We start from the raw sequence: 23323 nt of genomic DNA, 5'->3' as shown, positions 1-23323 counted from the left end.
AGGGTGCGTAGATGGCTCTCTATATCCTGCGCAGATTGTTTTATATGATTCCTGTTCTTATCGGGATAGTTTTCATCACGTTTTTTCTCACCAGAATACTGCCGGGGGACCCTGCTTTGATGATTGCGGGTACAGAAGCTCCCGAAGAGGTTTTGAAGAAGCTCCGCGGCGATATGGGTTTGAATGAGCCCTTGTATCAACAATTTTTTCATTATGTTATTCGACTGTTTCACGGGGACTTCGGTTTTGCCTGGCATACGGGCCACAGCGTCTTTTCCGACTTTTATACGCGCCTGCCGGCTACCATTGAACTGACGCTGGCCAGCTTCATCATTGCGCTGGCTGTTGCACTCCCGGTCGGAATTATTGCCGCAACTAAGAAAGAATCAATCGTCGATCATATCTCCCGGGTGTTCTCTCTTATCGGTTCTTGTGTTCCGTCCTTTTGGCTGGCTCTGATTCTGATTTATGTATTTTATTCCAAGTTAAACTGGTCTCCTGCACCCCTGGGGAGATTAGGAGACAGTGTCAGTCCACCGACTCATTTGACCGGTTTGTATGTTATCGACAGCCTGTTGACATGGAACATACCGGTATTGGAGCAAGCATTGGCTCATCTGCTGCTGCCTGCAATTGTGCTAAGTACCGGAATGATGGCCATTATCTCACGTATGGTCCGGTCGAGCATGCTGGAGGTGATCAGCCAAGATTTCATCCGCACAGCCAGAGCTAAAGGGATTTACGAACGCAGTGTTGTGATGAAGCATGCGCTTGTTAATGCGTTGCTTCCAACGCTTACCGTTATCGGAGTGCAGTTTGGTCTATTACTTGGCGGTGCTGTGGTGACAGAGACGATTTTCTCCTGGCCGGGCGTGGGCAGTTATATTACCGATTCCATACTTGCGACGGACTATGCACCAATACAGGCATTCACCTTAATGAGTGCCTTGATAATCAGCTTTACCAATTTGGCGGTAGACGTGATTTACGGATTGATTGATCCGCGTGTCCGCTATGATTGACGATCTTCGGGACAAGGAGATGAACTTATGGAGAAGATAGCAGCAACTGCCCTGGTTTCCCAGTCATCCAGTGAACAGGAACGCAAGTCAGTGGGCATCATCCGGTTGCTTACAAGCAATCGCCTGTCGATGATCGGACTGTTGCTCATTATCGTTTGGATTGCCCTGGCTCTGCTGGCGCCGCTACTATCCCCCTATTCTCCTATCGAACCGGATGTGGCCAATAAACTTACGCCTCCGAGTGTATCGCACTGGTTCGGGACGGACAATTTCGGACGGGATATATTTACTCGTATTGCATACGGGGCCAAGTATACCATCTGGTCCGGGGTGGCAGCTGTAGCGATATCCTTCTGCGTGGGCACCATTCTCGGTGCTATTGCAGGCTACTACGGCGGTGTTCTCGGCAGCATCATCATGCGCGTGATGGATATGTTCCTGGCTTTCCCCGCATTGGTGCTTGCTATGGCGATTGCCGCCTCGATTGGTCCGGGCTTAACCAGCGCAATGATCGCGGTAAGCGTCGTTGGTATTCCTGAATATGTCCGTCTGATGTACGGGCAAACCATGCTTCTGCGGGAGAAGGAGTTCGTTGAAGCGGGGCGGGCCATCGGTTTGAAAAATTCGGTTATTTTGTTTCGCCATATTCTTCCCAATGCGCTCGCTCCGCTTATCGTAAGAGCCACGCTGGGCATTGGTTTTGCTATTCTTATCTCTTCCAGCTTGAACTTCCTCGGACTAGGCGTGAAACCGCCTATTGCGGAGTGGGGGGCCATGATAGCTGAAGGCCGTCAGTACATTGTCTCAGGGGAATGGTGGATTGTTTCATTCCCGGGACTGGCCATTGCAACCTCCATTTTGGGATTCAATTTAATTGGAGACGGCTTGCGGGATGTGCTTGATCCCCGGCTTAGATCCAGTAGCGGCAACAAGAAGAACGATTAGAAATCTGACAATGGATAAGGAGAGAAGACCATGAAGAAGTGTTGGGTAGGATTTATGGTTCTTATATTGGTTTTGGCGCTAGCTGGTTGTGCCTCAAGTCCAAGCGGTGATGCCGCCGCTTCATCAGAGCCAGCCAGCGGAGGCAATAGCGGCGCAGCACCCACAGCGCTTACTGTTGCGTGGCAGGCAGTGGCGAGTACACTTGACCCTGTTAACGCTACGTCGGACGTTCTGGCCGTCAACGCTTACGATCGGCTGGTAGGCTATGAAGTTAATCCTGGCGATGGCGATTCCGCCAAGGCATTCAAACTGAAGCCGATGCTAGCGAAGGAATGGACGATCTCCGAAGACGGCTTAACCTATACTTTTAAATTGCAGGATAATGCCAACTTCCAAAGTGGAAATCCCGTTACGGCTAATTCTGTTAAATTTTCACTGGAACGAATGAGAGATTCTGCAACGGGGAGTTTCACTTACAGCTTGACACAAATTGCTAGTATTACAGCCCAAGATGAGAAAACGGTTGTCCTCAAGCTGACCAAGGCGAACCCGAATCTGCTGAAAATGCTTGCGATGTACTGGTTCTCCATCCTTGACGATAAGCTTGTTAAAGAAAAAGGCGACGCCTATGTCAATGATCATGCGGTCGGTTCCGGTGCCTATAGCATTGAGAAATGGGATCCGTCGAGCGAAGTCATTTTCAAAGCTAACAAGAACTATTGGGCAGGAGCTCCTAAGATTGAACAAGTTACGATGAAGTACATCAAAGAAGCCTCCAATCGTCTCATGCTGCTGAAGAACGGTGACATCGACGTCTCGGTTGAACTGCCTCCAAAGGACTTGGCAGACCTTAAGTCTGCTACGAACCTGACGGTTCATTCCAACAGCAGCAATCGGATCTTGTTCTTGGCAATGAACATGAACAAAGAGCCTTTCAACAATCCGAAGGTACGTCAAGCGCTCGCTTATGCCACACCCTATGATCAGTTAATTAAGGACGTCATGTTTAATGAAGCGCGTTCGATGAGAAGCTCCGTTCCAAGCAACACCCCCGGCTACACAGACGACGGGTATGCGTATACTTACGATCTGGACAAGGCGAAGCAACTCTTGACCGAAGCGGGGTATCCGAACGGATTCAGCTTCGATCTGACAATTGGTTCAGGATATCCGGACTGGGACGACGATGCTGTTCTGCTGCAAGCTTCTCTAGCAAAAATAGGCGTTACTGTGAATATTAAAAATGTAGCCCGTCCGCAATTTCTGGAAATGCAAAAACAAAAGTCTATGGATGCTTACATTACCAAATGGACTTCGATGGTATACGACCCGAGCTGGCATTTAGGATTGCTGCTGGACAGCAAGGGAACAGGCAACTTCAATAACTACAGCAACCCTACTGTTGACGGGCTGTTGAAGCAAGCAAGCGATGAACGAGACAATGATAAACGCATGGAACTGTATCACCAGGCTCAGAAGATTATTACGGCCGATACCCCTTGGCTGTATCTGTATCAATACAACCGCATTGTTGGCGTCAGTAACAAGGTGGAAGGATACAAATTCTATCCGGACGAATTTATCCGTTTTGCCGACCTGAGCATGAAGTAACACCAACTCTTAAATCTTCGAGAATTCCACAGGGAGGTTAGCCGATGAGGCCCTTACTTGAAGTAAAGGATTTAAAGACAGAATTTCTTACCGGTAAAGGACCTGTACGTGTCGTTGATGGAGTTGATCTGGTGTTGAATAAGGGAGAAACATTGGGGGTGGTCGGTGAATCCGGGTGCGGAAAGAGCGTGACCTCCATGTCAATTATGGGACTGCTTCCCAAAGGACAAAGTCGTATTGCAGGCGGAGATATTCGCTTTCACGACCAAAGCCTGCTCTCGCTGTCCGTGAAGGAGATGCGGCAAGTCAGAGGCAACCGAATCGCAATGATATTCCAGGAACCGATGACCTCATTGAATCCAGTATTTAAAATAGGCAACCAAATCAGCGAAGCCCTTCGCTTTCATAAAAATCTCAGCAAAAAAGAAGCGTGGAGCGAAGCGGTCGGGATGCTGAAGAAAGTCGGCATCCCCCGTCCAGAACAAATTGCCCGGGAGTATCCCCACCAGTTGTCAGGTGGGATGCGCCAGCGGGTGATGATCTCCATTGCAATGGCCTGTAATCCCGAAGTGCTAATTGCCGATGAACCAACGACAGCACTCGATGTGACGATTCAAGCGCAAATTCTGGAGTTAATGCGGGGGCTGCAGCATGAGCAAGGAACGGCGATTATGCTTATTACCCACGATCTAGGTGTTGTGGCGGAAACCTGTCAACGGGTTGTGGTTATGTATGCCGGACAAGTAGTGGAGGAAGCGGAGGTGGGGATGCTGTTTAAGCAGCCTCTCCATCCGTATACCCAAGGACTCCTTGGTTCTCTCCCGCAATTGGCGGGGCAGAAAAAGCGGCTTGAGCCTATCGTCGGCAGTGTGCCGAGTCCATTGAATATGCCATCTGGCTGCCGCTTTGCCCCGCGATGCAATTTTCGTACAGATGCATGCCTTGAATATCAACCCCCTCTTCTTGAGGTCGAACAAGGACATAAATGCCGCTGTATCCTATACGGGGAGGGAGAGCAATGAGCGTCTTGCTTGAAGTAAACAATTTAAAAAAGCATTATCCCGTTCGCAAAGGATTCTTCGGCAAGACGGGTGCGGTTGTCAAAGCGGTTGATGGCGTTTCACTGAGTATTAAGCGAGGAGAGACGCTAGCCATTGTAGGTGAATCCGGCTGCGGCAAGTCAACGATGGGCCGCTCGATTCTGCGGTTAATTGAACCGACCGATGGCGAGATCCTGTTCGAGCAGGACGATATCCGAAAACTGAATCCGGATCAAATGCGCCGGTTCCGGACGAAAATGCAGATTGTATTTCAAGATCCATATGCATCCCTTAATCCGCGGTGGACGATAAGGGAAATATTGTCCGAACCTTTTCGCCTGTATGAGAAGCTTTCGGCTTCTGAGCTAAAGGACCGGGTGTCAGAGCTCATGCAGGTGGTCGGCCTCTCTCCCTATCAGGCGGACCGTTTCCCCCATGAATTCTCTGGTGGACAACGGCAGCGGGTCGGCATTGCCCGGGCGCTGGCGCTCAAGCCTCAATTCGTCGTATGCGACGAACCGGTATCTGCGCTGGATGTGTCCATACGTGCCCAGGTTTTGAACCTGATGGAGGATTTACAGGAGCAATATTCGCTTACTTATATGTTTATCTCGCATGATCTATCTGTCGTGAAATTCATCAGTGACCGCGTCGGCGTGATGTATTTGGGCCGGCTGGTTGAGATGGCGCCTACGGACGACTTATTTAAAAATCCGCTTCATCCGTATACGAAGGCGTTGATCTCAGCCCTTCCGCTTCCGGATACAGAAGTCAAAAGAGAGCGGATTATTCTGAGCGGGGATGTACCCAATCCACAGCATCCCCCTGCTGGCTGTGCTTTCCATACACGCTGTCCATCGGCCAGACCGGAATGTAAATCGGTGACGCCGGAGTGGAAAGAAGTGTCTCCAGGCCGGAGTGTAGCTTGTCTACTATATTGAATTTATCCCGAAGGAGAAATGAAAATGAGCACTTACCAACTTGTCGTAAGAGGATGCCTGGTGCTTGAAGACGGCGTGGTAGCGGGCGAGCTCGGCATTAATAACGGCGTCATTGAGACGTTCTCGCCAGAACAGGCAGCTCTGAACGGAGAACGGACACTCGACTTTGAAGATTGCTATATCTTCCCGGGATTAATTGATGCTCATGTACATTGTTATACGAATCCTGAAGAAGGCTTCATTAACAATACAGCCTCGGCAGCCGTAGGCGGATTCACTACTATTCTTGACATGCCTTATGATTCGCCTGATCCCATCACTAGCGTAGAACGCTTCAAGGACAAAGTGGCACTGCTGGAGCAAGAAGCTATTGTGGATGTAGGATTGTGGGCTACCGTAGCGAAAGGAGGCACCTGGCAGATTGGCCCGTTGGCTGAAGCCGGTGCTATCGCGTTCAAGCTGTCCACTTTTGAAGCGGACCCTTACCGCTTTCCGCGCATTCCGGATCATGAAGTGCTTCAGTCGCTGCAGCTTGCGGGGAAGATAGGACTTCCGGTGGCATTCCATGCGGAGAACGGTGAGATCATCGGGCATTTGATCGAGGAATACTCGGAAAAAGGCAACGTGGCACCCCGGGCGCATATGGAGACCCGGCCTCCAGTCAGTGAATCGGTTGAGGTGCTCAAGTTGCTGGAAATGGCCTATTGGACACAGGCGAAACTTCACATCGTCCATGTTAGCCATCCTCGTACCATAGAGCTTATCCAAGCGTTCCAGCGGCAGGGCGTGCGGGTGACAGCTGAAACGTGCTACCCGTATTTTTTGAAGGACGTTGGTGATCTTGAACGTCTTGGCACGAAGGCGAAGATGAACCCTCCGCTGCGCCAACCGGAAGATGCAATGAAGATGTGGGAGTATGTCAAGGCAGGCGCGTTTAACATGATTACGTCGGATCACGTCCCATGGGATAAGAGTAAGAAGGATGCGGGTAAGGAGAACATTTTCAAAGCGGCGCCGGGACTTCCCGGTCTGGAAATAATGGCTTCGCTGATCTTTGATCGTGGTGTAGCTAAAGGGCAGATGACGCCGGTGCAATATGCACAGCTGTTGTCGCAGCATCCCGCCGAAGTCTTCCAGATCGAAGGCAAAGGTCGGATCGCTCCGGGTTATGATGCCGACTTTACAGTCATTGATCCCCACGCACATTGGGTGATTGACGAGCAGAAGTTTCGGACAAATGCCAAAATCACACCTTTTCACGGTCAAAAGGTACAGGGGAAGATCATTCATACGATAGTCCGAGGGTGTACCGTTTATGACGGAGATGAAGTGGTTCAAAAGCCAGGCTTCGGGAAATTCGTAGCTAATAAAGTGGGGGGTTCCAAATGAGCGATTTGCAAGGTCTTTGTGTCATTACGCTGACTCCTTTCCACGACGATGGCAGTCTGGATGAAGAGAGTCTGCGAAAACTGACAGAGTTCTATATTCATTCCGGTGTTCACGGAATGACAATACTAGGCATTATGGGAGAGGCTCACAAGCTGTCCGAGTCCGAGCGTTACCGGGTTATGGATATCGTCTTGCACCAGACGAACGGGCGTGTGCCAGTGATCGTCGGCTGCTCGGCGCCAGGCAGTGAGTTGGCCGGTGAGTTGGCCAAGAGAGCGGAGGAAGCCGGAGCAGCGGCCGTCATGGTTGCACCTCCTGCCAATTTGAACAATGAAGATATGCTGCTTCGTTATTTTGCAAATGTGGCTGAGAAAATCTCGATTCCGATCGTACTGCAGGACGAACCGGTAACGACAGGCGTTCGTCTGAGCGCGCCATTTATCGCGAAGCTGGCGGAGTGCGTGCCTCAGATCAAGTACGTCAAGCTGGAAGAAGCGCCGACCACAATCAAGATCACTAGCATTCTAAAACAGGCCAATCTTCGTATTTTCGGTGGTCTCGGGGGAATGTATTTCTACGAAGAACTTGAACGAGGTGCGGTGGGTATCATGACGGGCTTCGCTTACCCGGAAATCCTTGTGGAGACCTATAATCTGTTCAAAGCGGGTAAGAAGCAGGAGGCGAGAGCGTACTTCTACCGTTATTTGCCGTTAATTCGCTTCGAAGCACAGCTTGGAATCGGCGGCGTAACTATCCGTAAAGAGACCTTCAAGCTGCGTCAGGCGATTGCAAGCTCACATGTGCGTTTCCCGGGAGCTTCCATTGATCCACAAACCATGCAGGAGCTTCAGGAGATAATCGCTTTTCTTGGATTGGAACTAGAGTAGAAGCACCAACTGATGGTGATGCTGTAAGATACGATTTTCGGCAGGGGGATGAGCATGGACTTGAATTTAACAAGCAAAACGGTATTTATAGCGGCCTCAAGCAGAGGACTCGGCAAAGCCAGTGCGCTGGAGTTAGCAAAGGAAGGCGCCAACGTGATGCTTTCCGGACGGAACGAGGAAGAACTGAAGCTTGCCAAGGAAGAACTGCAGCAGGTGGCAGCGGGTCAGGTCGAATATGTATTATGTGATATTACTAAACCGGAGCAGTTGAAGGCAGCGGTTCTTAGAACGGTTGATCTGTTCGGGACGATAGACATTTTGATTAATAATGCCGGTGGTCCGCCGGCGGGGACGTTCGAAAAGTTCACGGATGAAGACTGGACCCAAGCGTTCGAATTAACGCTGCTGAGCTATGTCCGTCTTATTCGCGAGGTACTACCTTATATGAAAAATAGTCGTGCAGGCCGGATTATCAACCTGACGTCCTCTTCGGTGAAACAGCCAATCCCAGGTCTCTTAATCTCCAATACATTTCGGTTAGGCGTTATGGGAATGGCGAAGACGCTATCCATAGAACTCGCACCCTATAATATTCTGGTCCACACAGTAGCACCAGGACGAATTGCTACGGATCGTGTAAGAACGCTGGATGAAATCAAGGCTAATCAGACGGGGGTTCCGATTGAACAAGTGGAGGCCGACTCCCGCAAGACTATTCCGCTTGGACGTTATGGCAAACCGGAAGAGTTCGGCAAAGTGGTCGCTTTTCTGGCTTCGGAAGCCTCATCCTATATGACTGGCAGCACGGTGCTGGTGGATGGCGGTATGATCAAAAGCATGTAAAAAAGAAGTTTACGGAAAGTAGGGAGAATATTTGCAACTTAGCCCTCATGAGAGAGACAAGCTGTTGATTACTGTAGCCGCCGATTTGGCACGGAGAAGGCTTGCGCGCGGGTTGAAATTAAATTATCCAGAAAGCATTGCGCTCCTCACATCGGAGATTATGGAGGGAGCTCGTGATGGGAAAACGGTATCCCAGCTCATGGAGCTCGGAACACAAATTTTGAAGCGAGAACAGGTTATGGAGGGTGTACCTGAGATGATTCAAGAGGTACAGGTCGAAGCGACGTTCCCTGATGGCACAAAACTTGTAACCGTACACGAGCCTATTAACGGAACCTAACGTTGATCAGTATAATCACGTCCTTTTATCAAGTACGAATAGAAGGAGGAACAAGATGATTCCGGGTGAATATCGGACACAAGCAGGATGGATTGAACTTAATGCAGGCAGAGCCACTGAGAAGCTGATTGTCGTAAATTTAGGTGATCGTCCAATTCAGATTGGATCACATTTTCATTTTTTCGAAGTCAACCGGGCTTTATTATTTGATAGGGAACTTGCATTTGGAATGAGACTGAATATCCCTGCCGGAACGGCTGTGCGCTTTGAACCCGGAGAGGAGAAGCCGGTAGAGCTTGTGACTCTGGGGGGGAATAAGTGCTCTTACGGTCTGAGTGCCATCACTAATGGTCCTGCTGAAAAAGGAGACTTAGGTATTGAAGTTAAAGCCCGTCTTCAGGCATGGAAAGGAGACTGTCATGCACAAGATAGACCGTAAAAGTTATGCAGGTATGTTTGGTCCGACAACCGGGGACGCCATACGCCTTGCAGATACAGAGCTTTGGGCGGAGATTGAACATGATTATACGGTATACGGTGATGAGTGCAAATTTGGCGGTGGTAAAGTCATTCGTGACGGGATGGGCCAGTCCAGCAGCGCCATACGCAGTGAGGGTGTGCTCGATACGCTTATAACAAATGCGGTGATCATCGACCATTGGGGGATTGTGAAGGGAGATATCGGAATCCGGGATGGGGTAATCACAGCTATTGGAAAAGCAGGCAACCCTGACATCATGGATGGCGTGACGCCAGGTATGGTTGTTGGTGCAAGCACGGAAATTATTGCAGGAGAAGGTAAGATTGTTACAGCCGGGGGCATTGATGCACATGTGCATTTTATTTGTCCCCAGCAGATTGAAGTTGCATTATCCTCTGGAGTTACAACTATGATTGGGGGAGGGACAGGGCCTGCAACAGGGACAAAGGCAACAACCTGTACGCCGGGTGCCTGGCATATGATGCGCATGCTGGAGGCGGTAGAGGCATTTCCAATGAACATCGGGCTTACCGGAAAAGGAAATTCCTCATTCGTAGAACCTCTCATTGAGCAGATTGAGGCGGGTGCAATTGGTCTCAAGCTGCATGAGGATTGGGGCAGTACTCCGGCAGCCATTGATGCATGTCTGAAAGCCGCAGATCAATACGATGTTCAGGTTGCCATCCATACGGATACACTCAATGAATCCGGTTTCCTGGAGGATACACTGGAGGCTATAGGCGGCAGAACGATCCATACCTATCATACGGAAGGAGCCGGTGGCGGTCATGCTCCCGATATCATCCGGGCTGCGGCTGAGCAGAATGTTCTGCCTTCATCGACCAATCCCACCCGGCCCTTCACCGTTAATACCATCGAGGAGCATCTGGATATGCTGATGGTATGTCACCACCTGGACAGCCGTATTCCAGAAGATGTAGCGTTCGCTGATTCACGCATTCGTCCTGAAACTATAGCCGCAGAGGATATTTTACACGATATGGGTGTCTTCAGCATGATCAGTTCGGATTCCCAAGCGATGGGGCGTGTCGGTGAGGTGATCATCCGTACATGGCAAACAGCGGATAAAATGAAACGCCAGCGCGGACCGCTTGAGTCGGATACAGAAGAACGGGACAACGTGCGCATCAAGCGTTATATCGCCAAGTATACGATTAATCCGGCGATCACACACGGCGTCTCCCATCTTGTCGGTTCAGTTGAAATCGGAAAGTTCGCGGATCTGGTGCTGTGGAGCCCCATGTTCTTTGGAGTCAGGCCGGATCTGGTGCTCAAAGGCGGCAGTATTGCTTATGCACAAATGGGTGATCCGAACGCCTCGATTCCGACACCGCAGCCTGTATTCGGACGCCCGATGTTCGCCGCATACGGCAAATCGTTGACTGAAAGCTCAATTACGTTCGTATCGCAGGCCGCTTATGACAGTGGAATAAAGGAACGGCTGGGACTTATGAAGCGGGTGGAGCCGATTAGTAACTGCCGCAATGTATCCAAGAAGGATATGATTCATAACGGTTTTACGCCAAAAATTGAAGTTGATCCGGAAACGTACAAAGTGACGGTCGATGGTATACACATTACTTGCGAGCCTTCTGAAGTGGTTCCGATGGCTCAGCGATACTTTTTGTTTTGAACATGGAGAACGATAAGAGCATTTACACAACGGGCGTAGATTCACCAGCCTCTTGGTTGGCTTACCAACAGCTTCTTGACTCGGCTCTGCCGATCGGCGGATTTTCCCATTCTTTTGGTCTGGAAACGATGGTTCAGGAGATGCGAATTAACAATACGATACAGCTTCGTTCTTATGTGGAGAACATGGTCATCCACAATTGGGCATGTGGAGATGCTCTTGTGATCAAAGCGGTATACCGTGACGTTCCTGTTCAAGGCTGGGAGCGGTTATGGGCAGTGGAGCGTCAAATTCATATGCAGCGCCTGGCTATGGAGAGCCGAAAGGCAGCCGAAAAAATGGGGCGTCGTCTGATGGCGCTAGCAATAGAAATCTTCCCTTCAATAGAGTGGCAGCCTCTTTCAGGCGCTTGCAAACAGGGGGATGCCTTGGGTACACATGCACTTGTTCACGGATTTGCCAGTTATCAATTGGGAATTCCATTGAGAAAAGCAGTAGAAGGTTATTTATATACTTGTATCGTGAACAGCATGAATAGTGCGCTGCGTCTGATGTCCATGGGACAGACTGAGGCTCAGAAGCTTATAGCGGCGATCATGCCTATAACTGAAAAAGCAGTATGGATCGTGGAGCAAACAGAGCCTGAAGAAGCATGGAACAGCATGCCTATGGCCGAACTGGCAATGGTTCGTCATGAGACGTTATATTCACGACTGTTTATGTCTTAGTGCGAAATATTACGATAACGATAAGGAGGCATTATTATGTGTCAAGGACAAGGTCATGATCACCGGGAATGGGAGAAACCAGGTCTCCCAACCAACCGTCCAATTCGAATTGGGATTGGTGGCCCCGTCGGTTCTGGTAAAACAGCGTTAGTTGAGCGTTTAAGCCGTGAAATCAGCGAGGAATTCAGTATTGCCGTCATCACAAATGATATTTATACCAAGGAAGATGCACGCATTCTGGTGAGTACCGGCGTTCTTCCGGAAGAACGGATTCTTGGAGTAGAAACGGGAGGGTGCCCGCATACCGCTATCCGTGAAGATGCCTCCATGAATTTTGAAGCTGTAGAAGAGCTAGAGGGACGTTTTAAAGAGCTTGACCTTATTTTCATCGAAAGCGGCGGCGATAACCTGGCAGCGGCCTTCAGTCCTGAACTGGTGGACCGGTTCATTTATATCATTGATGTAGCGCAAGGAGAAAAAATCCCCCGGAAGGGCGGACCCGGCATTATGCGCTCTGATCTTCTGGTCATTAACAAAATTGACTTAGCTCCGTATGTGGGAGCTTCGCTTGACGTAATGAGGGAGGACTCGACCCGGATGAGAGGTGAACGCCCTTTCATTTTCTCCAATTTATTCGGTGGTGAAGGAGTTGCGGACATCGTCTCTTGGCTGAAACATGAGATTGCCCACGCAAAAGGGGTAATGCATAGCCATGATTCTGAATGAAAGGGAACCCTGCTACTGCTGAGCTGAGGGCGTACTTTCATCAAAGCGATGATCGGACTTTCTTGAAGGGGAAGTATCATACGGCCCCGATTAAAATTGCAAAATCCTTTCAGCTAGATCAGGAGCTTGGTGTCATCGTCATGGATGTTTCGCCTGGTATGCTTGAAGGCGACAGCTATTCCATGGAGTGGTTTGCCGGACAAAATACAAGTCTTTATGTGACAAACCAGTCCTTCACGAAAGTTCATCCCTGTCCCAATGGTGGAAGAGCTGAGATGCGCCAGCTGTTTCAATTGGAGCAGAGCGCGTTTGTTCAATATATGCCCCAGCCAAGCATGCTTTATCAGGATGCGGAGTATATGAATACTACGGTTGTGAGGCTCGCTCCCGGAGCCGTGTGGATGCAGACTGAGGTATTGTGTCCAGGCCGGACGCATCTCGGAGAGCGATTTAAATACCGGCAATACCAAAATGCAATGTCTGTCTATTATCAAGACGAAATGATTTTTAATCAGCGGCAGAGAATAGTACCTTCCTCTCAAAATCTTCAGGAAAAAGGGGCATGGGAGGAACAAACGCATTGGGGAACTTTTTATGTGTTCTCTGACCGCATTAATTCCTCTCATGTAGAAGCGATCCGTGAGAAACTTCAAAGCTTGCCGCAAACGCCTAAAAGTGAAGTTCTGTTTGGGGTTACGCTTACTTACCGTCATGGATTGGTGGTTACAGCGTCGGCACAGGCGGCCTGGCCTTTGCAGGAAACCCTGGAATGTGCATTTCAATTCGTCCGCAAAACGGTGTTCGGAAAGGGTATGATCAATTAAACGGGGGCACAGCTTATGAATATGAAGACTGGATTTACCACTTCATCCTGGTTTAGATACATTGCGATCATCGTATTGTTGCATATTATTGGGATTGGCGGACTGATCTATGCCGCAACCACTGCCAGCTCAGCATATTGGGGGCTCGGTATTCTCGCCTACACATACGGCCTTCGCCATGCTTTCGATGCGGATCATATTGCTGCTATAGACAATACGGTTCGCAAGCTCAGCGAGCAGAAGCAAAATCCGGGCGGGGTAGGTTTTTTCTTCTCGCTTGGTCATTCATCCGTTGTATTTATTCTCGTTCTTCTGGTGGTCTTCTCCGTCAAATGGATTCAGACAAGCATGCCCGCTATGCAGGAAATAGGCGGAATTATCGGGATGAGCGTCTCGGGATTTTTTCTCCTCCTCATCGGAATTATGAACCTCTATATTTTGCTTCAACTCCTGCAAGCTTTCCGAAAAATGCGCTCCGGCCGAATGGAGCCTGAGGCAATCAACCACCTGTTAGAATCCCGCGGTCTGCTTGCACGGCTGTTTCGTCCATTGTTTCGGTTTGTAAACCGGAGCTGGCATGTTTATCCGCTTGGTTTTCTGTTTGGTCTTGGTTTTGACACGGCCACTGAGATTGGCCTGCTGGCTCTCTCCGCTTCAGCTGTACAATCCGTATACTCTATTCCGGGTATTCTCGCCCTTCCTGTCTTATTTGCAGCGGGCATGAGTCTCATGGATACGGTGGACGGCATGGTGATGTCCAAAGCGTACCAGTGGGCATTTATCACTCCAGCAAGGAAAATGTATTATAACATTCTCATCACCACAGTATCCGTCGCAGCTGCACTTACCATCGGGTTTGTGGAAATCACCCAGGTGCTGACTGAAGGACTTCATTGGAGTTCACCCTTCCTGATGTGGATCAGCCGCTTGGAGTTTGGTGATTTGGGATATGCGATGGTTGCATTATTTATCAGCGCCTGGATCATATCTATCATAATTTGGAAAAAAACAAACACAGCTCTTCAATAACACATACTAATGCAATGAATCATGCAAGCCTTCCTTTGCCAGACGGCGGGGGAGGCTATTTTCGTATGGTCAGTTATGGCGTGCATTCTAGAACTATTTAAATTTATAAATATACAAAATACAACAATAGGTGTAAAATGGCATTGTTTGAAACTGCCGGAATGACATAAAGGGATCTTCACAGAGTTGTTTGTGAAAAAAAGAGCAAAGATTTGACTGCGGCTGTGCAGGCTGCTGACAATAGGATTTCTGATGGAAAGGAGGAAGCCTTGTTCCTTTATGCAGGGCGTACCGGGCATTTGGCAAGTGCTGGCGGAACTGAAAGGCCGGATACGGCTGTAACGGAGTTACATAGAAAACACATGGGAGATGGAACTAACGATGAAGAATAGAGCGACTGTGAAAAAAATGACGATGCTGCTAGCACTGGTGCTAACAGTCAGTATAGTAGGCGTGGCGTGCGGTAATAAGGCTAACAATGCCACTACAAATAATGCTGCGGGAAATACTGCAACTGCTGATACAGCTAAGGACACTCCGGCAGAGACTCCTGAGTTATCGCTGGGACTTCTGCCTTCGATCGATGCGATTCCGTTCATCATTGCCCACGAGCAGGGCTTTGACCAGAAGCGCGGGGTGAACCTGAACATTCAGACGTTCAAGAGTGCCAAGGACCGCGATGTAGCTTTTCAAGCGGGGAAAGTGGACGGGCTTAGTGCCGATCTGGTGGCAATCTCCATCTACAATCAAGCCGGGCTGGATGTGAAGATTACCAGTACTACCTTCGGCGAATTTGACTTGCTGACCGGAAACGATGAGATCAAGGATGTGAAGGACCTGAAAGGCAAAACCGTGATTTTGTCCAAAAATACTTCCACACAATACACAGTGGCTACGATCCTGAAGCAGGCTGGTCTGACAGAAGAGGATATCAAGGTAACTGAAGTGCCACAAATTCCAACTCGTCTGGAGCTGCTCAAGAATAACAAGGCTGACGCAGCTATTTTGCCGGAGCCTTTCGTAACGATGGGGAAAGCTGCTGGTCTGCGCGTGTTAAGCTCCACTATTCAGGCCAATGTGAATCCATTCGTGCTGGCTTTCCCGCAAACCGCAATTGATGCCAAGCCAGACGCGATCCGGGCTATGTATGCCGCTTATGACGATGCAGTAGAGTATATGAAAACGCATGACCAAAGTGATTATATCGATCTTGTGATCAAAGAAGTAGGCTACCCGGACACATTAAAGAACGAAATTAAGGTTCCGGCTTACGTCCCAGCCAATCAGGTGGATGTGAAAGAGGTTGAAGCTGCGTTTGCCTGGGCACATGAAAAAGGTCTGCTGACTAAGGATATTAAGCCTGAAGAAGTGATCTCTGATGTCCAGTTTAAGAAATAGCGGCTTGTGTGTAAAGGACCTGGAAGTTGAATATAAAAGCGGGCAGCTGACGCTGGGACGGATGAATTTCACCTTGCCGGAGCACGGCATCTATACGGTCATAGGGCCTTCCGGCAGTGGGAAATCCACGCTGCTGCGTGCCATTGCCGGCCTGTTGCCTTCCTACCAGGGCGAACTGCTGTTCAATGGAAAATCGCTGCGCGATAAAGAAACACTAGTTGGCCTTGTGCCACAGAATTACGGCCTGCTGCCCTGGAAGACGGTGCAGGCCAACATTAGAATGGCGATGAAGATTGCCCATCGGTCCACGGAGAGTAAAGCGGAGCAGGAAGAGGGGATCACCCGCTGGCTGACCGCCATGGGGATCCCGGAGCTGGCGGAACGTTACCCGCTGTCTCTTAGCGGAGGGCAGCAGCAGCGGGTAGCGATTGCGCGGGCGTTCGCTATTTTACCCACTATTCTTTTGCTGGACGAGCCATTCTCAGCCTTGGATGCCATTACGCGAGAAGCGCTGCAGCAGCTATTCCTGGACAGTTGGCTCGCGAACCCGGCCACAGCATTATTCGTTACGCATGACGTGGAGGAGGCGATTCTGCTGGGTCAGAAGATTATTATTATGCCGTCCAGCAAGCAGGATTCTCCGGTCTTTGTGGACAATGAGACAGTGTTTGGCATGCAGCATGGGAAGAAACGGGACAGTGATGAATTTTTTGAGCAAATGAAGAGAATCAGAAAGGTAATGCAGGAGAAATGGTGAAAAAAAGGAAGCTCCATCAAGTATTCAGGTTGTTATTGGTCTTCTTCTGTATGAATGTAGTCTGGTATATCGCTTATTTGCTGATGAATCACCCGATTCTGCCGAGTCCGCTGGTAGTCTATCAGGCTATGGGCGAACTCGGAGGACGGGATCTTGCACTGAATGTTGGCTACAGTCTGATGCGGATTCTTGCGGGGGTACTGCTGGCGTTGCTTATCGGCCTGATGATTGGCTTGTTAATGGGGCGCTCGGCCACATGGAATAAGTTACTTGATCCGGTGGTGTACCTGACCTATCCGGTGCCGAAAATTGCCTTGCTGCCGGTGGTGATGCTGTTCTTCGGGCTTGGCGAGACCTCCAAGATTCTGATGATCATGCTGATCCTGCTCTTCCAGATTATTATCTCCGTGCGGGACGGCGTGAAATCTATCCCGGATAATACGTATGATGTGCTGACGAGTCTCGGTGCAGGCTCTGCGCAGAAATTCTGGAATGTTACGCTGCCTGGTGCACTATCTGTCATCCTCAGCACGATTCGAATTTCTCTTGGAACAGCCATCTCGGTATTGTTCTTCACTGAAATTTATGGCACAGACCATGGCATGGGCTTTTTCATCATGGACGCTTGGCTAAGGCTTGATTATCCGGAAATGTACGCAGGCATCATGCTGTTCAGCCTTGTGGGCTTTGTACTGTTCCTGCTGGTTGACCTTCTGGACTACAAGTTCATGAAGTGGCGGAATTAGGGGATCTAGAGGATAGTGAGGATATAGGCCAAGGATGACAAATGGTAGGCGATCTCTAATTAAGAGCATTTTTGTACTCTATTTCACCTTTTTTAAGGATAATAAGTAAAATAAGAGCATTATTGTACCTTAATTCCTGAAAAAGTGCGCTGAAAGGGCTATTGTGGAAAAATTAAGGTACAATATTGTCCTTAATTTCCACTACCCTTTAGCTGCAGGATATTTAGGGTACAAAAATGCCCTTATTTGCATTTTGGGGATTTTTCTGTCGTGCTTTTAATAGAAGGCCTCTAACAGCGGCACAGCGAGCGGAAGTCCAAACATTCCATCGTAGTGCCCACAGACTGTTTAAACCTGTTTTATTGCTCAATCAAGTTACCTGATTTCTCAACTTCTTTCGCTCTATGTCTGAGAAACAAAGATCGATTCTCTGTAGATGAGATGATCTTTCTTTGAGGGTCCGTTCTATCCCAGTATTTTAGAGCTGTTCACCATTCAGAAGTGGTACCACCAACTGCCGGAAGACATCTACAGGCTTCCGTTTTCTGCCGTATTTATCGTTAGTAACAACTACGACTAACTCGAAGCTGGGGACAACCACGATATATTGGCCGCCGTAGCCAAGTGCATAGTAGTAGCTTGTCTCGCCGAGGTCTTCCTCAGCGTTAGGGAAGCTTGAGACCCACCAATGCCAGCCGTAAAATCCCTTGCGGGGCAGTGTTGCCTCATACAGTGGCTGCGTGGATAAATGTACGGTGGATGGGGAAATGAGTTGCTGTCCTTCCCACCGTCCCTCTTGCAAAAACAATTGGCCGAATTTAGCCATGTCCTTCGGCTGCATATACAACCCGAAACCGCCGGTATGATTACCCTGCGGGTCGGTATCCCAGCGGTACTCCTCGATGCCGAGCGGACCGAACAGGTGCTGCTCGGCGAACTCCGCCACCGTCTGTCCTGCGGCCTGCCGCAGGATGGCCGACAGGAGCTGGGATCCGCCGGAGTTATACTCCATGCGTGTCCCAGGCTCATCCTCCAGTGGCAAGGACAACACATACTGGACCCAGTCGTCCGTCTTCGTCATGGTCGGAAAGGAATTCCGTCCGCCAAATTCTGTCCAGCCAAAACCTGCTGTCATCGTTAGCAGATGGGCCAAGGTGATCTCGTGCTTGCGGGGATCGGGGTCCAGCAGTAGAGAAGGATAGAACCTTGTAATAGGGGTATCCTGGTGTGGCAGAATTCCCCGGTCTATGGCAATGCTGACCAAAGCAGAGAGAATGCTTTTGGTGCAGGAATTTATTCTATTAAGTTGTGCAGCAACCTCTGGTTCCCGGTAATGCTCCAGTACAGGGGAATCTTTGTGGAGAATCAGAGTGCTGCGGATTTCTAATTCCTCCAGCCCTTGAACCAGCGTTGTGAAGTTAAAGTCGTGTATGCGAATCATCTCCTAGGTAGTTAGTGCGCTTGTATGATGAATACGGTTCTGGAAAGTCTACCAGATCATCTGCCCAAGTTCAAACCCTTCAACTTCATTCGCATCTCTATCTCCTTAATAAAGCTCGTAATTTGCAGTCCATAAGGCTGTTTATTGTATTCGTAGTGGTATTTGTTTATACTCCTATTGGAGAAGGTTATCGGAACATGAAAGGGGAACCAACCATTGATTGAGGAACTGCGCAAAATAGGATTATCGGATCTGGAAGCAAGATGTTATCTGACGCTGCATGAAGAGGGCAATCTGTCCGGCTATGAAGTGGCCAAAAGAGTGTCGGTGTCCCGTACAAATGTGTACGCGGCGCTCCGATCGCTGACGGACAAAGGCGTGTGCAGGGCTATCGAGGCCGAGCCTGTCCTGTACGATGCTGTTCCGATTGGACAGCTGATCAGACTCCTCAAGGCAGACTTTGAGCAGACGGCAGCGAATCTGCTGGAGCAGATGCAGAATCCGGTACGGACATCCACCTCTTTTTATAACTGGCAGGGTGAGCGGGCGCTGGAGACGGCTATCCGGCGATTGATAGCGAATGCAGACAAGAGCATCGTGGTTGATTTGTGGTCAGAAGATATTCATTGGGTCGAAGAAGCACTGCTGGAGGCGGAGAATCGGGGCGTGGAAGTGGTGCTGATTACGATTGGCGAAAGCCACACACCACTCAAGAAGGTTATCGTCCACGAACGGCAGGAGGCATGGAACGGGGCGGAGAGCCGGCGTTTCTCGATCCTCTGCGATAACCGTTCTGCCTTGATTGGCAGTTTTGGTAAAACACTGCGGCTGACGGCTCTGGAAAGTGATCACCCCTCGGTGATCGAATTGCTGCAGAACGGCTTTTATCATGATGTAGTGATGGAAAGAATCGGGCAGGACTTCGCCGAGGAGCTGACAGCGAAATACGGCAGTCACTATGAGGCGATTATTGGTCCATATAAAGGATTGCTTGAGTAGGTTTTTAAAAAATCGGGGACAACATCTGCTACGTTTGTGGCCTGAGTTGTCCCTTTTTGTCGTCAGCAATGAGCTATGGGAGAGTTTAAGAATTTCCTGTCGTAAATAAATAATGGGAAATTAATGAAGCGGATGGTATAATTGCTAGATCATGTGTAGAGGAGGATGAACACTTTTGAAAAGCAACAACACTACTTTTATCCAGCAGAAGACTAGAACAGCACTAGTGGCAACCGTCGCACTCTCTCTGTTATTGCCCGCTGGCCTCGCCGGAGCGGCGAGCTCCGTTACTGTCAACTCATCAACCGTCAATGTCTCGGCAAGCGCAGTTAGCGATTCTGCTGCAACTACTGAGGTCGTGGCCGCTGACCCTTCCAAGGTGAAATTCTCGAAGGAAGCTGCCATTGCCAAATTAAAGGAATTATTTCCTATACTTAAAGAGGCTAAAGTTAATTCCACGGAGTTGGGGTCAACCAATAGATATCCAGTTCCCTCGAATCAAATGGTCTGGAATATTCAGTGGCAATATCAAATTGGAAATTCAGGATACGGATTCAGTAGTGAAGTAGACGCCTTGAATGGTGATCTGATCAATACCTATCTCTATTTCCCTAATCAAATTAATGAAAGTTACTACCCGCCCAAGGTAACAGAGGCCCAGGCGCTAGAAAAAGCACGGGCGTTTATTTCCAAAGCTGCCGCCAGCATTAAGAGCAGTGATTTGAAATTGCAGGACAACCCTAACTATAATTATGGCAATGCACTATTTGGACCGGTTCGCTACAATTTTACTTTCAATCTCTTGAAGAATGGACTTCCTTCTACAGGTGATAATCTGAATATTACAGTGGATGGCAATGGTGAAGTGGTCTCCTTTCATAAATCTTCAGAGAATCTCGTCTACCCTTCCGCAGTGCCAAAAGTAACCCTGGCCCAGGCGGAGAAGAGCATTCGGGACAGTTTTGATGTGGCATTGTATTATAATCCGATTTATAAAAATGGAGTACCGGACAGCTGGATTCTGAGCTGGTCTCCAGTGGAGCAGGCGCTCTATGCTGTTGACGCAGCAACCGGCAAGAAATTGACAGATGAAGGTGTTCCGGTGCCTTCCAGTCCAGTAACCTACACTGCTGTACCGCAGGCTAAGGAAGTCTTCAAGTCGCAGGGTAGTGCTGAACTTACTGCCGAGCAGGCGGCCAAGCTGGTAGAGAAGGTGGGGTATATTCCTACTGGGCGCAAGCTGACAAGCAAAACGCTCGGGGATAGCTACCAGAGTCCAGACCGCAAGGTATGGAGACTCTCCTGGGATGAAGGACAGCGGAGCTTTGGACCGGGATTTCCGTCCCAATCCTCTGCTGAGATCGATGCGTCTAGCGGAGAAATCATAAACTTCCAGTCAGAGCAGTACAACTTTGCTGAAGATGGAAAAACGAAGACTCCGGCTGCGCCAGCAGGTGCTAAGAAGCTGACAGCCGCAGAAGCCGCGCAGAAAGCTACTGCGCTAATCAATGCACTTTACCCGCAAGCCAGCAGTACATTGAAGCAGATTGAATATGGCACTGAATGGAGTACGCTTCCGGATGGCGCAGGCTACAGATACCAGTACATTCTCCAGCACAATGGAATTCCTGTAAGCGGAAGCACCATCAGTTTGAATCTGGATGTGTACGGAAGATTGGTGGCCTACTACGGTAATCGTTTGAACACCGACAAGATTACCCAGGAGCCGGTAGCCAAGATTACCAAGCAGGATGCGTTGGAAAAGTACGCAAAGCAATATAAGGTGGAGCTTCAGTATAAACAAACTGGAGGCTATACTTTCAATAATACTTATGCGGAACCAAAGGTGACCCTGGTGTACGCATTGGTGCCGACCGAAGAGAAGAACTCGTACGAAACTTTGAACGCTGTCACTGGTCAGTGGACGACCATCTACACCAATCCTGTGCAGAAGGGTGCTGATGCCAGTGATATTAAGGGTCATGCTGCTGAACAGCAGCTTACCGAACTTCTGAAATACGGAGTATTCGAGGTGGATGGGAGCGGCAAATTAAATCCTGATCAGGAAGTTACTGCCGGGGATTTGATTACCTATTTGGCGAAAGCTACTCAGCCTTACTACGCCGAATATTATAATAATGGTAGTGAGCGTAAAGCAACAGCTGGTACCAGTGTGGATAGCCCGTATTATGATGCTGTAAGTTTTGCCGTGCAAAGCGGCTGGATCAGCAAGGATACAGCGTTCCAAGCTGATAAGAAACTGACTCGTGAACAGTTGGCTGTTCTGCTAACCTCTTTTGTGAAATACAGCAAAATCTCGGCCTATCTCGATAAGGATGCTGTGGTAGAACAGTTCAGTGATGCATCCGCTATCGTTAATAAGGGTGCGGTAGCTCTCACAGTGAAGCTGGGGCTTCTGAAGGATGAAGGTGGCAAGTTCAACCCAGGGCAGAATGTAACAAAGGCACAAGTTGCCACTATTATAATGAAGCTGGTAGAACTGCAAGGTAAAACGGATCAGATTATTGGCAGCAACAACAGATACTAGTCCAATTATAAGCTTGTACCAAAAGAACAGCCTGCTCTCCGCCATATGGCGGGGCAGGCTGTTTGTTTTATTACAGTTCGCTATTACTTGCTAGGCTGTTTATTCGCTTCCTTGAGCGGGTTGTCATGAGGCTGCTCTTCCTCTTTCTTACTGCTCATGAACCATCCGATTACAGCAATAAGCACTAATACTACGTAGAAGGTTAATTTCCACCAGGTGCTGTGAGCGAAGTCCTCAGACAGCACGCCGAGTGAAGGATGCGCCATGGTGATGATCGCTAGCTTGACGCCGACCCAGCCGACGATGAAGAAGGCTGCAATCTCAAGTCCAGGGCGGGAATGGAGCAGCTTGACGAAGAAGGTAGCTGCAAAACGCATAATGACCAGTCCAATGAATCCGCCAGCGAAGATGACCAGGAATTGTCCACCGTCGAGGCCTCCAATTTTAGGCAAGCCACTTGCAGGGAGCGCTACAGCCAAAGCTACTGCTGCCAGGATGGAATCGACGGCAAAAGCGATATCAGCGATCTCGACTTTAAGTACGGTAAACCAGAAACTCGATTTCTTTTTAGCCTCAGGGGTCTCGCCCTCATTAGTTTCTTCGGTAGAGGGCTTCTTGACCAATAGTTTTCGGAAAATGTGGTTACCCGCAATAAATAACAGATAAATTGCACCAATAGCTTGTACCTGCCATATATCTACCAGATAAGAGATGACAAATAGTGAACCGAAACGGAATATAAATGCCCCGGCCAATCCGTAGAACAGTGCTTTCTTCCTCTCTGCATCCGGCAGGTGCTTGACCATAATAGCCAGAACCAGCGCATTATCTGCCGCCAGTAGCCCCTCCAGTGCTACGAGGACAAGCAGTACCCATCCATACTCTAATAATAATCCCCAATCCATTGTTGTTTCCTCCTCTTTGACTGTAAGTATCCCGTAAAGAGACACTTGTTATACCATAAAATGGTAATT

General features: G+C 49.2%; 22 protein-coding genes. 20 read left to right on the top strand and 2 right to left on the bottom strand.

Annotation, left to right across the window (positions count from 1 at the left end; all coding sequences use genetic code 11):
• Positions 1–11: 11 nt before the first annotated feature.
• The 18 genes from ACFRAM_RS25240 to ACFRAM_RS25155 all read left to right on the top strand — a co-directional run bounded on the left by ACFRAM_RS25240 (position 12) and on the right by ACFRAM_RS25155 (position 17361).
• Positions 12–1022: an ABC transporter permease gene (locus ACFRAM_RS25240; RefSeq protein WP_379469297.1), complete on the top strand. Its 1011-nt coding sequence runs from the start codon at positions 12–14 to the stop codon at positions 1020–1022.
• Positions 1023–1049: 27 nt separating this feature from the next.
• Complete coding sequence (locus ACFRAM_RS25235) at positions 1050–1967, top strand: ABC transporter permease (protein ID WP_175370940.1); 918 nt, start codon at positions 1050–1052, stop codon at positions 1965–1967.
• A 30-nt stretch (positions 1968–1997) separates the two neighbouring features.
• Entirely contained in the window at positions 1998–3578 is a 1581-nt protein-coding gene (locus ACFRAM_RS25230; protein ID WP_379469294.1) for an ABC transporter substrate-binding protein, read from the top strand.
• A gap of 44 nt (positions 3579–3622) precedes the next feature.
• Positions 3623–4600, top strand: a complete 978-nt coding sequence (locus ACFRAM_RS25225) for an ABC transporter ATP-binding protein (RefSeq protein WP_379469292.1) — start codon at positions 3623–3625, stop codon at positions 4598–4600.
• A complete protein-coding gene (locus ACFRAM_RS25220; RefSeq protein ID WP_379469290.1) occupies positions 4597–5559 on the top strand; it encodes an ABC transporter ATP-binding protein in 963 nt (320 codons plus the stop codon). The genes ACFRAM_RS25225 and ACFRAM_RS25220 overlap by 4 nt, the downstream gene beginning before the upstream one ends.
• A 24-nt stretch (positions 5560–5583) precedes the next feature.
• Positions 5584–6948, top strand: a complete 1365-nt coding sequence (locus tag ACFRAM_RS25215) for a dihydroorotase (RefSeq protein ID WP_175370943.1) — start codon at positions 5584–5586, stop codon at positions 6946–6948.
• Positions 6945–7835, top strand: coding sequence for a dihydrodipicolinate synthase family protein (locus ACFRAM_RS25210; RefSeq protein ID WP_379469287.1), 891 nt, complete (start codon positions 6945–6947; stop codon positions 7833–7835). Before ACFRAM_RS25215 ends, ACFRAM_RS25210 begins: the two co-directional genes overlap by 4 nt.
• A 54-nt stretch (positions 7836–7889) precedes the next feature.
• Positions 7890–8678, top strand: a complete 789-nt coding sequence (locus tag ACFRAM_RS25205; RefSeq protein ID WP_379469285.1) for an SDR family oxidoreductase — start codon at positions 7890–7892, stop codon at positions 8676–8678.
• 31 nt (positions 8679–8709) lie between these two features.
• On the top strand, positions 8710–9018 hold the full coding sequence (locus ACFRAM_RS25200) for an urease subunit gamma (protein WP_066376703.1): 309 nt from the start codon (positions 8710–8712) through the stop codon (positions 9016–9018).
• Between the two features lie 55 nt (positions 9019–9073).
• Positions 9074–9457 (top strand): urease subunit beta, encoded by a 384-nt coding sequence (ureB, locus tag ACFRAM_RS25195; RefSeq protein ID WP_066376705.1) that lies wholly within the window; start codon positions 9074–9076, stop codon positions 9455–9457.
• The gene (ureC, locus tag ACFRAM_RS25190; protein ID WP_379469282.1) at positions 9438–11153 is read left to right on the top strand and encodes an urease subunit alpha; all 1716 of its coding nucleotides are present in this window, start codon (positions 9438–9440) and stop codon (positions 11151–11153) included. The genes ureB and ureC overlap by 20 nt, the downstream gene beginning before the upstream one ends.
• Before the next feature lie 2 nt (positions 11154–11155).
• Complete coding sequence (locus ACFRAM_RS25185) at positions 11156–11881, top strand: urease accessory protein UreF (protein WP_379469393.1); 726 nt, start codon at positions 11156–11158, stop codon at positions 11879–11881.
• 36 nt (positions 11882–11917) lie between these two features.
• Entirely contained in the window at positions 11918–12607 is a 690-nt protein-coding gene (ureG, locus tag ACFRAM_RS25180) for an urease accessory protein UreG (protein ID WP_379469280.1), read from the top strand.
• 62 nt (positions 12608–12669) lie between these two features.
• Complete coding sequence (locus ACFRAM_RS25175; protein ID WP_379469276.1) at positions 12670–13431, top strand: urease accessory protein UreD; 762 nt, start codon at positions 12670–12672, stop codon at positions 13429–13431.
• 21 nt (positions 13432–13452) lie between these two features.
• Entirely contained in the window at positions 13453–14460 is a 1008-nt protein-coding gene (locus ACFRAM_RS25170) for a HoxN/HupN/NixA family nickel/cobalt transporter (protein ID WP_379469391.1), read from the top strand.
• A 381-nt stretch (positions 14461–14841) separates the two neighbouring features.
• A complete protein-coding gene (locus ACFRAM_RS25165; protein WP_379469274.1) occupies positions 14842–15858 on the top strand; it encodes an ABC transporter substrate-binding protein in 1017 nt (338 codons plus the stop codon).
• Positions 15839–16615, top strand: coding sequence for an ABC transporter ATP-binding protein (locus tag ACFRAM_RS25160; protein WP_379469272.1), 777 nt, complete (start codon positions 15839–15841; stop codon positions 16613–16615). The genes ACFRAM_RS25165 and ACFRAM_RS25160 overlap by 20 nt, the downstream gene beginning before the upstream one ends.
• Positions 16609–17361 (top strand): ABC transporter permease, encoded by a 753-nt coding sequence (locus ACFRAM_RS25155; RefSeq protein WP_379469269.1) that lies wholly within the window; start codon positions 16609–16611, stop codon positions 17359–17361. The genes ACFRAM_RS25160 and ACFRAM_RS25155 overlap by 7 nt, the downstream gene beginning before the upstream one ends.
• Positions 17362–17839: 478 nt before the next feature.
• Here the strand turns inward: ACFRAM_RS25155 and ACFRAM_RS25150 are convergent, their stop codons facing one another.
• Positions 17840–18802 (bottom strand): serine hydrolase domain-containing protein, encoded by a 963-nt coding sequence (locus tag ACFRAM_RS25150; protein WP_379469267.1) that lies wholly within the window; start codon positions 18800–18802, stop codon positions 17840–17842.
• 216 nt (positions 18803–19018) lie between these two features.
• On the opposite strand from ACFRAM_RS25150, the gene ACFRAM_RS25145 reads away from it, so the two are divergent.
• The gene (locus ACFRAM_RS25145; RefSeq protein WP_379469265.1) at positions 19019–19801 is read left to right on the top strand and encodes a TrmB family transcriptional regulator; all 783 of its coding nucleotides are present in this window, start codon (positions 19019–19021) and stop codon (positions 19799–19801) included.
• A gap of 175 nt (positions 19802–19976) precedes the next feature.
• Positions 19977–22349: a YcdB/YcdC domain-containing protein gene (locus ACFRAM_RS25140; protein ID WP_379469263.1), complete on the top strand. Its 2373-nt coding sequence runs from the start codon at positions 19977–19979 to the stop codon at positions 22347–22349.
• An 83-nt stretch (positions 22350–22432) separates the two neighbouring features.
• On the opposite strand, the gene ACFRAM_RS25135 is transcribed toward ACFRAM_RS25140, so the two are convergent.
• Positions 22433–23254, bottom strand: coding sequence for a TerC family protein (locus ACFRAM_RS25135; protein ID WP_379469261.1), 822 nt, complete (start codon positions 23252–23254; stop codon positions 22433–22435).
• Between the last annotated feature and the right edge of the window lie 69 nt (positions 23255–23323).

The sequence above is a fragment of the Paenibacillus sp. NPDC056722 genome, assembly GCF_042790635.1.
Lineage (GTDB): Bacteria > Bacillota > Bacilli > Paenibacillales > Paenibacillaceae > Paenibacillus_AQ > Paenibacillus_AQ agri.
The sequence above is the reverse complement of the archived record's forward strand: the minus strand, read 5'-3'. Positions and strand labels throughout refer to the sequence as shown.

Excerpts from the sequence above, each read along its gene's own strand:
- ACFRAM_RS25240 (WP_379469297.1), top strand. The coding sequence starts at position 12 with ATGGCTCTCTATATCCTGCGCAGATTGTTTTATATGATTCCTGTTCTT.
- ACFRAM_RS25235 (WP_175370940.1), top strand. The coding sequence starts at position 1,050 with ATGGAGAAGATAGCAGCAACTGCCCTGGTTTCCCAGTCATCCAGTGAA.
- ACFRAM_RS25230 (WP_379469294.1), top strand. The coding sequence starts at position 1,998 with ATGAAGAAGTGTTGGGTAGGATTTATGGTTCTTATATTGGTTTTGGCG.
- ACFRAM_RS25225 (WP_379469292.1), top strand. The coding sequence starts at position 3,623 with ATGAGGCCCTTACTTGAAGTAAAGGATTTAAAGACAGAATTTCTTACC.
- ACFRAM_RS25220 (WP_379469290.1), top strand. The coding sequence starts at position 4,597 with ATGAGCGTCTTGCTTGAAGTAAACAATTTAAAAAAGCATTATCCCGTT.
- ACFRAM_RS25215 (WP_175370943.1), top strand. The coding sequence starts at position 5,584 with ATGAGCACTTACCAACTTGTCGTAAGAGGATGCCTGGTGCTTGAAGAC.
- ACFRAM_RS25210 (WP_379469287.1), top strand. The coding sequence starts at position 6,945 with ATGAGCGATTTGCAAGGTCTTTGTGTCATTACGCTGACTCCTTTCCAC.
- ACFRAM_RS25205 (WP_379469285.1), top strand. The coding sequence starts at position 7,890 with ATGGACTTGAATTTAACAAGCAAAACGGTATTTATAGCGGCCTCAAGC.
- ureB (WP_066376705.1), top strand. The coding sequence starts at position 9,074 with ATGATTCCGGGTGAATATCGGACACAAGCAGGATGGATTGAACTTAAT.
- ureC (WP_379469282.1), top strand. The coding sequence starts at position 9,438 with ATGCACAAGATAGACCGTAAAAGTTATGCAGGTATGTTTGGTCCGACA.
- ACFRAM_RS25185 (WP_379469393.1), top strand. The coding sequence starts at position 11,156 with ATGGAGAACGATAAGAGCATTTACACAACGGGCGTAGATTCACCAGCC.
- ureG (WP_379469280.1), top strand. The coding sequence starts at position 11,918 with ATGTGTCAAGGACAAGGTCATGATCACCGGGAATGGGAGAAACCAGGT.
- ACFRAM_RS25170 (WP_379469391.1), top strand. The coding sequence starts at position 13,453 with ATGAAGACTGGATTTACCACTTCATCCTGGTTTAGATACATTGCGATC.
- ACFRAM_RS25165 (WP_379469274.1), top strand. The coding sequence starts at position 14,842 with ATGAAGAATAGAGCGACTGTGAAAAAAATGACGATGCTGCTAGCACTG.
- ACFRAM_RS25160 (WP_379469272.1), top strand. The coding sequence starts at position 15,839 with ATGTCCAGTTTAAGAAATAGCGGCTTGTGTGTAAAGGACCTGGAAGTT.
- ACFRAM_RS25155 (WP_379469269.1), top strand. The coding sequence starts at position 16,609 with ATGGTGAAAAAAAGGAAGCTCCATCAAGTATTCAGGTTGTTATTGGTC.
- ACFRAM_RS25150 (WP_379469267.1), bottom strand. The coding sequence starts at position 18,802 with ATGATTCGCATACACGACTTTAACTTCACAACGCTGGTTCAAGGGCTG.
- ACFRAM_RS25135 (WP_379469261.1), bottom strand. The coding sequence starts at position 23,254 with ATGGATTGGGGATTATTATTAGAGTATGGATGGGTACTGCTTGTCCTC.